13 protein-coding genes and 1 tRNA gene are annotated in these 14,512 nt (G+C 58.8%); 3 read left to right on the top strand and 11 right to left on the bottom strand.

Annotated features, from left to right (window positions below; all coding sequences use genetic code 11):
* Nucleotides 1-340 precede the first annotated feature (340 nt).
* The 3 genes from M2447_RS06480 to M2447_RS06470 are packed head-to-tail and all read right to left on the bottom strand — an operon-like array spanning nt 341 to nt 1,090.
* A complete protein-coding gene (locus tag M2447_RS06480; protein ID WP_277557895.1) occupies nt 341-583 on the bottom strand; it encodes a hypothetical protein in 243 nt (80 codons plus the stop codon).
* Complete coding sequence (locus M2447_RS06475; RefSeq protein WP_277557894.1) at nt 580-846, bottom strand: hypothetical protein; 267 nt, start codon at nt 844-846, stop codon at nt 580-582. Before M2447_RS06475 ends, M2447_RS06480 begins: the two co-directional genes overlap by 4 nt.
* Nucleotides 847-874: 28 nt before the next feature.
* Complete coding sequence (locus M2447_RS06470; protein WP_277557893.1) at nt 875-1,090, bottom strand: hypothetical protein; 216 nt, start codon at nt 1,088-1,090, stop codon at nt 875-877.
* Nucleotides 1,091-1,490: 400 nt separating this feature from the next.
* On the opposite strand from M2447_RS06470, the gene M2447_RS06465 reads away from it, so the two are divergent.
* Nucleotides 1,491-1,820: a hypothetical protein gene (locus M2447_RS06465; RefSeq protein ID WP_277557892.1), complete on the top strand. Its 330-nt coding sequence runs from the start codon at nt 1,491-1,493 to the stop codon at nt 1,818-1,820.
* Between the two features lie 144 nt (nt 1,821-1,964).
* Here the strand turns inward: M2447_RS06465 and M2447_RS06460 are convergent, their stop codons facing one another.
* The 4 genes from M2447_RS06460 to M2447_RS06445 form a co-directional block, all read right to left on the bottom strand.
* Nucleotides 1,965-3,014 carry a phage integrase N-terminal SAM-like domain-containing protein gene (locus M2447_RS06460; protein WP_277557891.1) on the bottom strand — a complete coding sequence of 350 codons (1,050 nt, stop codon included), beginning with the start codon at nt 3,012-3,014 and terminating at the stop codon, nt 1,965-1,967.
* Between the two features lie 75 nt (nt 3,015-3,089).
* Entirely contained in the window at nt 3,090-3,881 is a 792-nt protein-coding gene (locus M2447_RS06455; RefSeq protein WP_277557890.1) for a sulfatase-like hydrolase/transferase, read from the bottom strand.
* 115 nt (nt 3,882-3,996) lie between these two features.
* A tRNA-Ala gene (locus tag M2447_RS06450) sits at nt 3,997-4,072 on the bottom strand.
* 91 nt (nt 4,073-4,163) lie between these two features.
* Nucleotides 4,164-5,102, bottom strand: coding sequence for a 2-dehydropantoate 2-reductase (locus tag M2447_RS06445; RefSeq protein WP_277557889.1), 939 nt, complete (start codon nt 5,100-5,102; stop codon nt 4,164-4,166).
* A 238-nt stretch (nt 5,103-5,340) separates the two neighbouring features.
* Here M2447_RS06445 and M2447_RS06440 point away from each other — a divergent pair, with 238 nt between their 5' ends.
* On the top strand, nt 5,341-6,165 hold the full coding sequence (locus tag M2447_RS06440; RefSeq protein ID WP_277557888.1) for a M48 family metallopeptidase: 825 nt from the start codon (nt 5,341-5,343) through the stop codon (nt 6,163-6,165).
* Between the two features lie 88 nt (nt 6,166-6,253).
* Here the strand turns inward: M2447_RS06440 and M2447_RS06435 are convergent, their stop codons facing one another.
* Complete coding sequence (locus tag M2447_RS06435) at nt 6,254-7,348, bottom strand: hypothetical protein (protein ID WP_277510587.1); 1,095 nt, start codon at nt 7,346-7,348, stop codon at nt 6,254-6,256.
* A 170-nt stretch (nt 7,349-7,518) separates the two neighbouring features.
* On the opposite strand from M2447_RS06435, the gene M2447_RS06430 reads away from it, so the two are divergent.
* A complete protein-coding gene (locus M2447_RS06430; RefSeq protein ID WP_277557887.1) occupies nt 7,519-9,234 on the top strand; it encodes a ribulokinase in 1,716 nt (571 codons plus the stop codon).
* Nucleotides 9,235-9,416: 182 nt separating this feature from the next.
* On the opposite strand, the gene aspS is transcribed toward M2447_RS06430, so the two are convergent.
* The 3 genes from aspS to menD all read right to left on the bottom strand — a co-directional run bounded on the left by aspS (nt 9,417) and on the right by menD (nt 14,390).
* Nucleotides 9,417-11,210, bottom strand: coding sequence for an aspartate--tRNA ligase (aspS, locus tag M2447_RS06425; RefSeq protein WP_277557886.1), 1,794 nt, complete (start codon nt 11,208-11,210; stop codon nt 9,417-9,419).
* Between the two features lie 293 nt (nt 11,211-11,503).
* A complete protein-coding gene (locus tag M2447_RS06420; RefSeq protein WP_277557885.1) occupies nt 11,504-12,424 on the bottom strand; it encodes a restriction endonuclease in 921 nt (306 codons plus the stop codon).
* Between the two features lie 211 nt (nt 12,425-12,635).
* Nucleotides 12,636-14,390 carry a 2-succinyl-5-enolpyruvyl-6-hydroxy-3-cyclohexene-1-carboxylic-acid synthase gene (gene menD / locus M2447_RS06415; RefSeq protein ID WP_277557884.1) on the bottom strand — a complete coding sequence of 585 codons (1,755 nt, stop codon included), beginning with the start codon at nt 14,388-14,390 and terminating at the stop codon, nt 12,636-12,638.
* Nucleotides 14,391-14,512 lie beyond the last annotated feature (122 nt).

Genomic DNA, 14,512 nt, shown 5'->3' with positions numbered 1-14,512 from the left:
TGCGTTACGCTAAAAACGAAAAGCCAGTCACTGGGGTTCCCCAGTGCTGGCAGTTTCAGTTGCAGGGACAGGGACTGCAGCCCCTGCTCCCGAAATAGTTTGATAACTCCACCGCCAACGCATCGCACTCTTGCGCATTTGTCGGCGGGCAAAACGGCGAACATCGCTGTTTATAGTGGTGTTTGCCATGTCTCGCCATATCATCGCCGACCGCAGATTCCTCGCGCTGAAAATGTAATAAATCGACGGCTTCATTGTTGCCCCCTCCACCAGTAACCGGCCATTACGCCGAGGGCTAACGCTGCAAGGATGAGCAGCACAAAAAGAGTCGTGGACTCGCTCATGCCGCGCCTCCAATCTGGATTTTACGCACGTTCACCTTGGCCGAGTCCTTATAATATTCCTTCGCCTTCGAGGCCATTATGGAGGCCTCATCGGCTGACGAGAAAATCCAAGCGTCATGAGTCGAGAACCCCCAGCCGCCATTGGCCTCATAATCAAAAGCAAGGTATCCCGAGCGCACCCGCCATTCAGACTCTGGCTTCCCGGCATCAATTGTCACAATCCAACGTTCAGTTTTCATGCCGCACCTCCCACCGGGCGGAGTTCGCATTGCTTTTCTTTCGCCTCGGTGATTTTCCAATCGCAGCCGCGAATGCTCGCTTCCAAACAATGCAAGATATGGCAGGCTTCCATCATCTCCTTGAAATGCAACTCCGCCGCTTTCCACGACTCGCCCTCAATATGCATCTTCGAGCACGCAAGATGACGGAGGACAAAATCCCGCTTGATTATCATCTCCTTGCGATACCCCGATTTTAACTTTTCCAGTTTTTCGATATTCATGTCAGTCCCTTTCCTTCGTTGGTTTTCGTTAAGCCTCGATGGAGGCGAAATTCATTTGGGCACCAGCGATTCCAGCTAGGCCGTAGTTCTTTAACGCCACGAGTGTCTTGCGCTCGATGCGCGTCGTCTTGGGGCCGTAGTGCTTCGCCGGTATCAGGCCTGCGTCCACGCGCCGCTTAATCGTGCGGTAGGAAACGCCCACTTCGTCGGCAACTTGTCGGATGGAATAGCCCCTTGTTTTCATTTGTTCGTTAAACTTGTGCCACATGTGCCACATGTGACAAACGGGATGCAAGCTTAAAATTGCAATCGCTGCCCACGGGCAGCGGAATAAGCACTTGTGAAACCGCCAAAAAAAATAGCCGGCATACGCGCAAGACTTTCTCCCGAATTACGCGCTAGGCTAGACAGCATTCATGAAACACACCTGACGAACGACAGTGCTATCGTTGAAAAGTTGATAGAGGCTTTTTGCGCATATGTTGAACAAAACGGTCACGTTCAATGGCCTCTGGAGCTAACCCCTTCCAAAGAAATCAAACAGAAAAAAGCTAGTTGACGATTATCCTGGCTGTTGGCTACGCCCTCAGAAAGCCCCATGCACTTTTTGTGACACCTGCCACTTTTTCGATACGTGAAACACCATGATTGCCGTAATCATCATTTTGCTGCTCATCCTCATTTCCCTCGTTACTTACTTGATAATTTCGAACCAGAAAAAACCGCCGACGCGCATCATTATTCACCATCACGAGAAAACAGAACGCCCCCCGGTGCAACCACCGTCAAAACCACGCACCGACTATGTGCCCATCCACATCAAAGCCCAGCGTGAGAAATACCCCAACAACCCGCTTTGCCCTAAGTGCGGAATCCCAATGTTGCTTTACCGTCGCGTCGAAATCGACGGTTCCCCAACCCTCTGGCAGTGCACCAAGTGTCCCGAGACTTTGGACATTAATCAGGCAAGCTAGGCGTTCCGCCGCCTGCGCATTGCATTGCAATGCTTGGGGGTAGGCGGCTTCACGTCATGGCGGCACTTCGTGCCGTCGCGGGGGCTCGCCGCCGCCCCCGAACCCCGGCTCGGGGAAACTAATAAGAAAGCAAACCTTTGTTTTTTAGGGCGCAAAAATGGCAAAATACTTCGCCGCCTCTTTCTCGCTCACGAGCTGGAAATAATGCCTGTAAATCATATCCGGAGAGTTCCCCGCTTCGCGTGCCACCTGAGCTTCATCTTTGACGAACGCGAGCCGGTAAGAAATCCACGAATGCCGTGTAATGTCCGTTTGCCACGTCACCACTTTGCGAATCTTCGCCGAGTTCGACGACATTTTCACGAGCGGATGCCCGCGGGCACGTCCCCATTTCAACCAGGACAAAAGCGCATCGCAGATCGGCACCACGCGCACCGAACGCCGCCCGCGAAGTTTGCCGAGGCTGACACGAATAACCGGCTCGCCGTCGAGATGCACCGCATCCCAAGACAAACGCTCGATCTCGCCACGTCGCAGGCCTGCAAAGAGCGCGAGGGCAAATGTGGTCGCGAATGTCCCGTCCACGTAGTCCGCAGCTTTTGCCATCACCAGCGACGCTTGCGCCGGAGTCAGCACACGGGGCGGCCGTAGATCGACAGTCGGAGGCTCGATGTGCCTCACCGGATTGTCAGGAATGATTTGCCGCCGAACCATCCACGAACCGAACGCAGAGAGCCGCCGCCGATGGTTCTTGATTGTGCCGGGCTCCACGTCCAACGAGTCGAGATATTTCGTCACCGCTTCACGGGTGAAATCGCAACACCGCCGCGCTTCCGTTTCGGCCAAAAATTGCTCAAGGGTATTCCGGAGCGCGGTCACCGTGCGTTCAGCGCGGCCGAGGCGTTTTTTCTCGGAAATAAATTGGTCCAAGGCTTCCGGCAACGGTGTTGCCGCCGCCCCGATCGGGCGATGTTTGAGATAATGCCGAACGGCCGTCATCAGCGGCACGCCCTCGAGGGCGCGCTTTGCCGCGAAATACTCCGCCCGAGCTTCCGCATCCATCACAAGGCCGGACGTGCCCGCGATTTTCGCCTGTGTCAAAATCGCTTTGTGGTATTTCTCGGCCGCTTCCTTTTTTGAAAAATGCCGCCGCCGCCGCTTGCCGTTGGGCTCGGTGAAGACAACTTGCCACATTTTCCGAGGCTGCGTGATGCGGTAAAGTTTTGGGAGCATATCCCGCAGGTTGATTAAAAGTTGACCCGAATCGAGTCAAACTTGGCAAACTTGGCACTTTTTCGGGAATTCTAAAACTCGCCAATTTTCCCTCTGTTCCCCTATGAAAAGAGCTGGTGCAAGCGCCGGGAGTCGAACCCGGATCAACGGCTTTTGCGCCTTCGCCTGCGCGTCGATAAACCGGAGCGCGTCCTCGATGATGAGCGGCGAGGCGTGTTGCGCGCCGATCCACGCAGCCATGTCAACGGGTTGGTCCGGCGGCGACTTGGCGCGTCCGGGAACCGGGTTTTGGTTGATGATGATTTTCCGGTCATCATTCCAAAGATGCGGCGGATAATAGGAGTGCGCCATACGCTGGCAGTTGTAGCCGAAGAAGTGGTCGAAGCCGCGCTTGAGCGGATCGCCCTCGGAGCCGACCGGCCCCATGCCCCATTTTCCGACGACCGCCGTCGCGTAGCCCGCTTTTTGGAAGAGTTGCGGGAAGAGGGTGTATTCGGCGGGAACCGGGAATTGTCCCTCGGGCTGTATTTCCTTGTTGCCGCGAATGGGCGAGTTGCCGAGGTGCAGCCCGGTCATGAGCGTGGTGCGCGCCGGCGCGCAGACGGGGGCGCCGGAATAACTGTTGGTGAAGCGAAGGCCTTCGCGGGCGAGCCGGTCGATATTGGGCGTCTTTATTTTTTGCTGCCCGTAGCAACCGAGTTCGCCCCAGCCGAGATCGTCGGCCAGGATAAAAACGACATTGGGCTTTTTGACATCGCCGGCGGGTTGCGCGGCGAGGCAAAGGCTTGCCGTGGAGGTCGTGAGCGCGAGTAGGGTCAGGGGACGCATGGGGAAAAGAATATCATTCCGGTTTTTCAAATCAAGGGCGGGGTTGCGAAATGGCGGGTGTTTCGCCGGCCCGACACAACCTTTTGCTGAGGGTGTATTTTCTATCGGGGAAAATTGGTGGAGCAGACCGGGATCAAACCGGCGACCTCGTCGTTGCGAACGACGCGCTCTATCAACTGAGCTACTGCCCCAAACACGAGATTGGAGGTTCTGATGGATGCGCGGGCGTTAGTAAAACTATTTTTTCGTGTTTTGTGAAAATGGCGCGGAGCCGCCCTCCGTTCATGTCAGCGCGTGCAGGAGCGCGTGGAGCATTTCGAGGCGCGGGGTGGGGACGTTGCGCGCCTTGGCGCGGCGCATGGGCTCGCCCCATATGGATTCCACCTCGACCTCGCGCTTGGCGAGGTAGTCGATGAGGCTGGAGGGTTTGTAGGCGCCCATGGGGCGCGTGGTGTCGAGCTGCTTTTGGACGAATGATTCGGGGATTGCGCAACCGTGCGCCGCTGCCGCCGCCGCGATTTCGCGCATGAGCGCCGCGGCCTCGTTTTCGAGCACGGGATCCGCCATGATTTTGTCGGTCGTGATTCCGCCGGCCGCAATCGAGAGGCCGTTGAAGGGCACATTCCAGACGAGTTTGCGCCAGCGCAGTTCGATGAGGTTGTCGCTGACGGTGGTTTTGACCCCGGCGCGGGTGAACTTTTCAGCAATGGCGCGGAGGCGCCCGGTTGCGGGACGTTGAAACTCGCCCAGGCTGAGCGCGCCGGTCGAGGTGCAGGAAATCTCGCCGGGCGCGAGGCGGTTGACACAAATGAAACAAATCCCGCCAAGTATGTGTTCGGCGCCGAAAATGGCGGCGAGCTCCTCGTCGGAGCCGAGTCCGTTTTGCAAGGTCAGGATCGCGGTGCCGTCGTGGAGGAGCGGCGTGATGAGTTCGCGGAACGATGCGTTGGCGGTTGTCTTGAGGGCGATGATGACGAGGTCGCACGGGCCGATTTCGCCGGGCGTGGCGGCGGTGTGCAGCGTTTCGGGCGGCAGGTGAAATGTCTCGGTTGGCACCGAGACGGTGAGACCGCGCTTGCGGACGGTGGCGAGATCGCCGCGCATGAGGAAGTGGACGTTTTCGCCCGCCCGGGCGAGACGCGCGCCATAATAGCAGCCGAGCGCGCCGGCGCCGACTATGGCGATTTTAGGTGAAGCGGCGTTGGTGAGCGTGAGGTTCATCGGAATTTGAAAGGCCTGCCATTATGGAAACACACGGGAACCGCATGGGAATCAAATATTGTCCCGTGGCGTGTTTTTGGCGAACCAACAACAGCGCACGAACAACCGCATCCGATGGCTCGCGGGCGCGGATGCAAAAGGGGCTTGGTTGACACAAAGGGGATGATTTTGCGGTGCGCGGGCTAATTGCTGCTTGATTGCATCAGCGACGCGGGTTTCCTTTTCAACCTCTCCTTCCATGAAAACATACCTTACTCTTGCTCTCTCGATTCTTCTGCTGGGTCTTGTTGGTTGCTCGACTGTTTCCGAAACCGGACGTCGGCAGCTCATCCTTCCGAGCGTTCTGCAAAACGAAAACCAGACGGGACTGGCGGCATTTGCCGACATTAAAAAATCCGAAAAAATCTCCACCGACTCCAAGGCCACCGCGCAAGTGCAGCGCGTGGGCAACCGCATCAAGGATTCCGTGATGAAGTCGCATCCGATGTCCGACGCCGAGTGGGAGTTTGTCTTGTTCGACTCGGATCAGGTGAACGCTTTTGCCCTGCCCGGTGGCAAGGTCGGCGTTTACACCGGCTTGCTCAAGCTCGTGTCCAGCGACGACGAGCTCGCCATCGTTATCGGGCACGAAATCGCGCACGTCACATCCCACCACGGCTCGGAACGCGCCTCGCAGACTTCGCTCGCGAACGTGCTCTCCCAAGTTGGCAGCAGCGCGCTGGGATACAGCGAATTGGGCGACACGGCCAAAAAAGGCATCATGCTCGCCTACACGGGAGCGGCGCAGGGCACGCTGTTGAAGTATTCCCGCGATCACGAAACCGAAGCCGACGTCATCGGCATGCAATTCGCCTCCGGCGCGGGATACAATCCGCAAGCCGCGGTGACCTTCTGGAAAAAAATGGCCGCGCAAGGCGGCAAAAGCCAGTCGTCGGGAGTTTCCGCGATGATTGAAAAATGGACCTCCACGCACCCGCCCGATGCCGAGCGCATTGCCAAGCTCGAGAGCCTCGTGCCGAAATACATGCCCGTCTACGAACAGGCAAAGTTGCAGTATAAATAATAGTCGGGCCAAAGGCGGCGCGGACATTTCTGTCCGTGCCGTGAATTGTTCGCCGCTTTGCACAGACGGGAATGTCTGTGCTATTTTTTTACCCTCCCAACTTGGCCCGCAGATAGGGCGCGGTTGGCGAGTTTTTGACTTTTAGCAGGCCGGCAAGCGCGCCCTGATAAATAAGCTCGCCGCCTGCCGGGCCGCCCTCGGGGCCGAGCTCGATAATGTAGTCGGCTTCCGCAAGCAAATCGAGATGGTGCTCAATCACGACAACGGTGTGCCCCTGGTCAACGAGCGAGTGGAGAACATGGATCAGCTTCTCGCAATCGCTCAGGTGCAGGCCGATGGTCGGCTCTTCAAGCAGGTAGAGATTGCGGGGTTGCTCGCCGCGCAGGTGCTCGCGGTAGCTGACAAGCCCGTGTGTGAGCTCGGTGACGAGTTTCAGTCGCTGCGCCTCGCCGCCGCTGAGGGTGGGGGAGGACTGGCCGAGCGTCAGGTAACCAAGCCCGCAATCGACCATGAGCTTGCAGACCTGCGAGAGCCTGCTGTGAAAATCGAAAAACTCCACCGCCTCGTCGAAGGTGAGCTGGAGCACCTGCGCGATGCTTTTGTTTTTCCAGGTGATGTCGGCCATGTCGGGCGCGTAACGAGTGCCGCGGCAGTCGTCGCAGACCAAATACGTGTCGGGCATGAACGCCATTTCGAGCTTGATGCGTCCCGCGCCCTGGCACGTCTCGCAGCGCCCGCCCTTTGTGTTGAACGAAAAACGCGACGCGGTGTAGCCGCGCATTTTTGCCTCGGGCAGCGTGGCAAAAAACTGGCGGATCAAGTCGAAAATTCCAAGGTAGGTGGCGGGCGTCGAGCGCGGTGTTTTGCCGATGGGATTCTGGTCAACCTCGATGACGCTCCTGAATGCGTTGCCTCCGGTGAGGGTGTTGAACGGAGGCTGTTTTGATCCGGCAAGTGATTCGTCCTCGAAGCCCGTCGCCTTGGCAAAGGCGTTGCCGCGAAGCACGGGCGTGCCGGTTTTGATTGCGTGGGCGACGGCGGGATGCAGCAGGTCGCGAAACAGGGTCGACTTGCCCGCGCCGCTCGGCCCCGCGACCATGATGAGCCGCCCAAGCGGCAGCCGCAGGTCGAAGCCCTTTAGATTGCGCAGGCGCGCCGCGGTGAGTGTGAGCCAGTCCGGCATGGTAAACCGCGCACGATGCGCCACCGTGCCAGGATTTCAAACCCGGATTTTTAAGGACGGAATTTGCGGGATTAACAGGATAAAGACCGCGGCTTTTTATCGCAGCCAAACCGCCGGGCAATTTGCGTCGATTTATTTGCGGCGAAGGTTATAGGAACATCCTTTTTCTTATGAAACCAACACGCCCCTCGCTCGCCTCCAAAACTAAAAACGCAGCGCAAGCCGCCTTCACCATCGGCATCGATTACGGCACCAACTCCGTGCGCGCGATCATCGCGCGATGCTCCGACGGCGCCGAGTTCGGCTCCTCCGTCTTCAACTACCCGAGCGGCGCGCAGGGCATCCTGCTCGACAAACGCGACCACAACCTCGCCCGCCAGAATCCCGCCGATCATCTCCTGGGTCTCGAAAAAAGCGTGCGCGGCGCGCTCGCCATCGCAAAAAAACAACCCGGCTTCTCGCCCGCCCGCATTATCGGCATCGGCGTTGACACGACCGGCTCGAGCCCGATCCCCGTTGACAAAAACAACGTCCCGCTCGCGCTCCACAAACGCTTCGCCAAAAATCTCGCCGCGCATTGCTGGCTCTGGAAGGACCACACCGCATGGCGCGAGGCCGCGCGCATCACCGAACTCGCCGCGAAGCACCGCCCGCAATACATCGCCAAATGCGGCAACACTTACTCGTCCGAGTGGTTCTGGTCGAAAATCTGGCACTGCCTCAACACCTCGCCGAAAATCTTCGCCGCCGCGCACTCGTGGGTCGAGCTCGCCGACTGGATTCCCTCCGTGCTCGCGGGCGTGAAGGACTCCGCCGCCGTCGTGCGCGGCGTCTGTTGCGCGGGACACAAGGCGCTTTACGCAGACGACTGGGGCGGCCTGCCCGACAAGGAATTTCTAAAACTCCTCGACCCGAAACTCGCCGCGCTGCGCGACCGCCTTTACGAAAAGGCGCACGACGCCACCACGCCCGCCGGCGCGCTCTGCCCCGAATGGGCCAAGCGCCTCGGTGGACTCACCGCCGGCATCCCCATCGCGATCGGTGAAATGGACGTGCACTACGGCGCGATCGGCTCAGGCGTGCGCGAGGGCACGCTCGTCAAGGTCATCGGCACCTCGGCCTGCGATTGCGGTGTCGTTTCCGCCTCGAAAAACGTGCCCGACATTCCCGGCATTTGCGGCATCGTGCGCGGCGCGATTTTGCCCGGCTACTACGGCATCGAGGCCGGCCAGTCCGCCGTCGGCGACATTTTCAAATGGTGGGTCGAGGTCGTTTGCCAGGGCGAAGGCAAGACGCACCGCGAATTTGCCGCCGAGGTCGCGAAACAAAAACCCGGCCAGTCCGGCCTGCTCGCGCTCGACTGGAACAATGGCAATCGCAACATCCTCGTCGATCAACGCCTCACCGGACTGCTCCTCGGCCAGACGCTTCACACCACGCGCGCCGAAATCTACCGCGCGCTCATCGAGGCCACCGCCTTTGGCGCGCGCGCCATCATCGAGCGCTTTCGCGAATACGGCGTGCCGATCAAACGCGTCGTGTGCGCCGGTGGCATCGCGGAAAAAGACCCGATGCTCATGCAAATCTTCGCCGACGTGACCGGCTGCACCATGCACGTCACCGCGTCGAGCCAGGCCTGCGCGCTCGGTGCCGCGGTGGGCGCGGCCGTGCTCGCCGGCGCGCATCGCGATTTCCCCGCCGCGCAGCGCGCGATGACCGCCGTGAAGCCGCGCCACTACAAACCCATCGCGGCCAACCGCAAAACCTACGACAAACTCTACGCGCTCTACCGCCAGCTCCACGACGCCTTCGGCGGCATAAACAAATCCGCCGACCTGACAAACGTCATGAAGGACCTGCTGACCATCAAGGAATCTCAAAACTAAAATTAACCACGGAGGACACGGAGAGAGGACCAGAAAGCCAGAGAGCCAGAGGCCAGAAATTCAGGTTACCCCCAGAATGTTCAGCGCCTCTTACTCCGTGTCTCTCCGTGTTCTCCGTGGTAAAAAAAAAGGGCGTCGCAAGCGACGCCCTGAGTAAATCATAAAAGGGTGGGGCGCTGGTCTTACTCCTCCACCGGCATCACGGTTTGGATGTGCAAATCCTTGAGCTGCTTCGCCGTGACGGGTGACGGGCTTTGCGTCATGAGGCACTGGCCTTTTTGCGTTTTCGGGAAGGCGATCACATCGCGAATGCTCGTCGTTCCGCAGAGCAGCGCGCAGAGGCGGTCGAGGCCGAACGCGATGCCGCCGTGCGGGGGCGCGCCGTAGGTGAACGCCTTGAGCATGTAGCCGAAACGGCTTTCGACCACGTCCTGCGGGATTTGAAGAACCTCCTCGAAAACTTTTTTCTGCAACGCGGGCTGGTGAATGCGGATCGAGCCGCCGCCGAGTTCCATGCCGTTCAACACAAGGTCGTAGTGCTGGCCGCGCACGCGTTTCGGGTCTGTATCCAAATATTGGATATCCTCCGGCACGGGCGCGGTGAAGGGATGGTGCGTGGCGACGTAGCGCTTTTGCTCCTCGTCATAGGTCATCAGCGGGAAATCGACGACCCAGAGGAATTTCCAGTCGTCGTGGCGGATGGTGAGCTTGCCGCGTTTCACGAGCAGTTGCGCGGCGTCGAGGCGGATGCGTCCGAGGATCGCGCAGGCGCGCTCCCATTCGGCGGCGGCGAAGAAAACAATGTCGCCGTCCTCGATGGCGAGACGCTTGGTGATCTCGGCCTTTTCGTCGTCGGTGAAGAATTTGACGATGGGCGATTTCCATTCGCCGCCCTCGACCTTGATGAAGGCGAGACCTTTTGCGCCGAGCAATTTGGCGGTGTCCTCGAGCGACTTGAGCTCGCCTTGCGTGATGTCCGCGAGACCCTTGGCGTTGATCGCCTTCACGCTGCCGCCGTTGGCGACGGTGGCTTGGAAAACCTTGAATGAGGAGTTTTTGAATGTCTCCGAAAAATCGACGAGCTCGAGCGCGAAGCGCATGTCGGGCTTGTCCACGCCGAAGCGGTTCATGGCGTCGACAAACGGCATGCGCAGGAAGGGCGTCTGCACGTCGTAGTCGAGCACGTCCTTCCAGACTTTTTTCAACATGCCCTCGAAGAGGCGATACACGTCCTCGCGGTCGATGAACGACGCCTCGACGTCCACTTGCGTGAACTCCATCTGGCGGTCGGCGCGCAGGTCCTCGTCGCGGAAGCAGCGGGCGATTTGGAAATAACGCTCAACGCCGGCGACCATGAGGATTTGTTTGAATTGCTGCGGCGATTGCGAGAGCGCGTAGAACTGGCCCGGCCAGATGCGCGAGGGCACTAGGTATTCGCGCGCGCCCTCGGGCGTGGATTTGAAGAGCGCGGGCGTCTCGACCTCGATGAATTCCTCCGCGTCAAAATAATCGCGGATCGCCTTTGCCGTCTTGTGGCGGACGCGGAGGTTGTTGCGCATTTTCGGGCGTCGCAGGTCGAGGTAGCGGTAGGTGAGGCGCATGTCCTCGTTGACCTTGTCGCCGCCGGCGTCGTCGAGGGGGAAGGGCGGTGTTTCGGAGATGTTGAAGATGGTGAGCGCGGCGGCCTCGACCTCGACCTCGCCGGTGGGAAGCGCGGCGTTGACGGTGCCCTCGGGGCGTTGCGCGACCTGGCCGCTGATGGCGATGACGGACTCGGGCTTGAGGTGCGCGATGTCCTTGGCGAGCGCGGGATTCGAACTGGCTTCGAGCTTGATTTGCGTGACGCCCTTGCGGTCGCGCAAGTCGACAAAAACGATGCCGCCCTGGTCGCGGATGGTGTCAACCCAGCCGGCGAGTGTGACGGTCTGGCCGATGTCGGCCTTGGTGAGCTGTGCGCAGTGATGTGTGCTCTTCATGGGAAAAATGGAAACCGCACAGCAAATTGGACGCCCTCGCGACGTGCAAACAGAAATTGCGAAAACGTAATTCGCGATCACATTCGGTTTTGCTGGGTTGGTTTCCGACGGTGGAGAGTGAGGCTCTTCAAATTCTTTAAGTGTTTTCTCCGCACCAAACCATACCGCAGATAATGAGCATGAATATATTCAACTTATCAAACATCAGCTGCACAATGAGAGTAGCTGCGAATCCGTGTTAGGATTAGTCGAGGAATGTGTTCATTGGGGAGACATATGTCGGGTAGGGCAATTCAGTTTGTTTCAAAGTAATCACTGTCGATACGCTTGAGCGTGTAAGTGCGTTCAACGGAGACGCCCACGCCGTGCTCGATCATTAGTTCGGCAAGGCGGTTTCCATCGATGAGGATGACTTTTTGAGAAATTGTTTTTACATAGTCGGTAGCGGTGTTGGCAAAACTTCCGCTAGTAATAAAAACGCCTTTGCTTGCGCCTTGTCCGGCGAGCGCTCCGACGAAAGATTGGAGTTCACGGCGGCCGACTGTGTTTTGCCAGCGTTTTGCCTGAACGTAAATGGTGTCGAGGCCAAGGCGGTCTTCCTTGATGACGCCATCAATGCCTTCATCGTTGCTACGCTGGGTAACGCTTGCAGCTTCCGCACGTGAACCACCATAACCCATTGCAACAAGAAGATCGATTACAAGTTGTTCGAAATTGTAAGGATCCATTGATTGGATCTGATCGAGAATATCTTGAGTGAGTGCGCTATTGATTTCAGCGTAGGCAGCGTCGATGCGTTCGTTGGCAGTTTGAGGATTAAGATTGGAATTGTGTGTAGATGCACTTGATGCCGCGTTTTTGGTCGACGGTTTGTTGTTCCACTCTCTAAAGACGGGAAAGTTTTCATCCAAGTATTCACGCGTGAGTGTTGGAGGATTTTTGGAAAGTGTTTTCAGTCCGAGAGACGTGATTTGGTAGTGTCCGCGCTTGGGGCGTTGTAGAAGCTCTGCGCGGAACAGGTCGTAACACGCCCAGCTCACACGATTATTCCATCGAGGTTCGGTGCCGCTGGGAAGTAACTCTTCCATTTCGGTAGGCGTGAGGTGGAAGTGTGGGGCAAGCGCTTTATCCAGCTCGCGAACGTGGTGGATTTTGCCATCGGCAAAAAAAATTAAGGCAGGAAGTTTGATGTCATCGTAAGCAGGGATGGGCATGATGGTGCGGAGTTCTAAATTATGGATTCACTTTTGTTTTATGCTTTGCCGTTTGATTTGTTGTTCATCGTTTACGCAAGCGGGGTGATGATTTGTTCGAGGAGAACAAAAAAATGCTCTACACGCTCGCAGTCAGAGTCAAAGGGTTTTGATCGATACGTGGTCTTACTTTCCTCAAGAAATCCAGCCACGCTTCCGCGCGACCGCTACACTACGCTAACAAAACCGCCGCGGCGGCTTGCGCGAGCAGCGCTTTGCGGCGAGCGGTGTCGTGTTTGCGGTCGGTGGGGATTTCAAGCACGCGCACACCGCGCTCGGGGAGCGTCGAGATGAGTTTTGTGAACTGCGTCCAGCTTTCGATGCGTGTGTGCGCCACGCCGTAGGTGGCGCAGAGTTTGGCGAAGTCGATGTTTTGCGGCGTGGCGAAATATTCCTCGAACGGCGGGTCGAATTGTGCGACGGGCAGGTGCTCAAAAATTCCGCCGCCGTTGTTGTTAACGAGCACGATGGTGAGGCTGCCGCGGGTGCGCGATGCGCTTGCGAGCAGAAAGCCGTTGGTGTCGTGCAGGAGCGAGAGGTCGCCGGTGAGCAGCACCGCCGGGTTGCCCGCGCCGTGCGCGACGCCGAGCGCGGTCGAGAGCGTGCCGTCGATGCCGTTTGCGCCGCGATTGTGGTGGATGAAATGGCAGCGGTCGTTTGCGGGCCAGAAGTATTCGGCATCGCGCACGGGCATGGAGTTGGCTATGAAAATGCTCGTTTGCTTCGGGAGATGTTTCGCGAGCAGCGACGTGGCGCGCGGCTCGAACAGGTCGGTGTCGGCGATGGCGTCGAGCGCGTCGTCGAGCGTTGCGCGCGCGGATTTTTCGACGCGCGCCCAGGCGTCGCGGTAATCGTCGGACGCGCTTTTTGGCGGCTCCCTGAAGGGGGCGATGTGGTTGCCGCGCACCCAGGTGGTCCGGCAGTGCAGCGCGTCGCGGTTGTGAAAGGTCGGCGCGACCATCAACACGGCGGGTTGCGTTTTCTCGATCCAAGCGCGCAGGATTTTGCTCGTCGGCCAGCCGCCCGCGCACAGGACAAACGCGGGCGCGAGCGATGCGGCGGCGGCCTCGTTGCGCAGTATCGCGTCGTAGGCAGAAACACGGATGACGCCCGCGCCCGTCTCGAAATGCCGCTCGTGCGAAAGGGCGTCGGCCAGCACGGGCCAGCCCGTCGAGGCCGCGATCCCGGATGCGTTTTGCACGCCGCCGGGGCCGGCGATGATGAGGCCGCGTTTTTCGCGGCTCAAATCGCGGATGGGCGCGAAGACGGTATTGTCCGAGCATTGCGCGCCGGTGTCGAAGTGTTGCCAGTTGTCGTGAAAAAATTCGGTCTCAATGCGCTCGCGGTCAGCGATTTCCTTGTCCTCGACCGGCGGCAGCGGATCGCGGAAGGGCGCGTTGAGATGCACGGGGCCGCGCTCGGGCTGCGTCGATCTTGCCACCGCGAAGGCGATGGTCTGGCGCAGGTAGCGCAGGCGCTCGATTGCGGGCTCGGGCACGGCGAGTTCGTGATACCAGTTCACGTGCGAGCCGTAGAGTTTTTGCTGGTCGATTGTCTGGCCGGACGAACACTCGCGCATCTCCGGCGGGCGGTCCGCGGTGATGACAACGAGCGGCGCGCCGCTTTCTTGCGCCTCGATGATTGCGGGGAAAAAGTTGGCCGCCGCTGTGCCGGAGGTGCAGACGAGCGCGACGGGGCGCATGGAGGATTTTGCGATGCCGAGCGCGAAGAACGCGGCGGAGCGTTCGTCGAGGACGGGATGGGTTTCGATTCGCGAGTGCCTGGCGAGGGCGAAGACGAGCGGCGTGGAGCGCGAACCGGGCGAGACGACGGCTTGTTGCACGCCGCAGCGGTGCAGGGTTTCGGCGAGCACGCCGCACCAAAGCGAGTTGGTGTTTCGAAAATCGAGTTCGTTGAAGCCGGGCATGGGTGTTATTTGGAAACCGCAAAGCCGCGCGAATCAATGCGAATAACAAGCGGTGTTTTTAGTCACCACGGAGACACGGCGGGCGCGGGGAAAAATCAGGGAGAAAATTATTCCAATTTTGA

The organism is Ereboglobus sp. PH5-10 (assembly GCF_029504735.1).
Classification (GTDB): domain Bacteria; phylum Verrucomicrobiota; class Verrucomicrobiia; order Opitutales; family Opitutaceae; genus Ereboglobus.
This window is presented reverse-complemented; position numbering and strand designations above follow the sequence as displayed.

What these genes read in the sequence shown, in the direction of transcription:
- M2447_RS06480 (WP_277557895.1), bottom strand. Translation starts at nt 583, where the DNA reads ATGAAAACTGAACGTTGGATTGTGACAATTGATGCCGGGAAGCCAGAG.
- M2447_RS06475 (WP_277557894.1), bottom strand. Translation starts at nt 846, where the DNA reads ATGAATATCGAAAAACTGGAAAAGTTAAAATCGGGGTATCGCAAGGAG.
- M2447_RS06470 (WP_277557893.1), bottom strand. Translation starts at nt 1,090, where the DNA reads ATGAAAACAAGGGGCTATTCCATCCGACAAGTTGCCGACGAAGTGGGC.
- M2447_RS06465 (WP_277557892.1), top strand. Translation starts at nt 1,491, where the DNA reads ATGATTGCCGTAATCATCATTTTGCTGCTCATCCTCATTTCCCTCGTT.
- M2447_RS06460 (WP_277557891.1), bottom strand. Translation starts at nt 3,014, where the DNA reads ATGTGGCAAGTTGTCTTCACCGAGCCCAACGGCAAGCGGCGGCGGCGG.
- M2447_RS06455 (WP_277557890.1), bottom strand. Translation starts at nt 3,881, where the DNA reads ATGCGTCCCCTGACCCTACTCGCGCTCACGACCTCCACGGCAAGCCTT.
- M2447_RS06445 (WP_277557889.1), bottom strand. Translation starts at nt 5,102, where the DNA reads ATGAACCTCACGCTCACCAACGCCGCTTCACCTAAAATCGCCATAGTC.
- M2447_RS06440 (WP_277557888.1), top strand. Translation starts at nt 5,341, where the DNA reads ATGAAAACATACCTTACTCTTGCTCTCTCGATTCTTCTGCTGGGTCTT.
- M2447_RS06435 (WP_277510587.1), bottom strand. Translation starts at nt 7,348, where the DNA reads ATGCCGGACTGGCTCACACTCACCGCGGCGCGCCTGCGCAATCTAAAG.
- M2447_RS06430 (WP_277557887.1), top strand. Translation starts at nt 7,519, where the DNA reads ATGAAACCAACACGCCCCTCGCTCGCCTCCAAAACTAAAAACGCAGCG.
- aspS (WP_277557886.1), bottom strand. Translation starts at nt 11,210, where the DNA reads ATGAAGAGCACACATCACTGCGCACAGCTCACCAAGGCCGACATCGGC.
- M2447_RS06420 (WP_277557885.1), bottom strand. Translation starts at nt 12,424, where the DNA reads ATGCCCATCCCTGCTTACGATGACATCAAACTTCCTGCCTTAATTTTT.
- menD (WP_277557884.1), bottom strand. Translation starts at nt 14,390, where the DNA reads ATGCCCGGCTTCAACGAACTCGATTTTCGAAACACCAACTCGCTTTGG.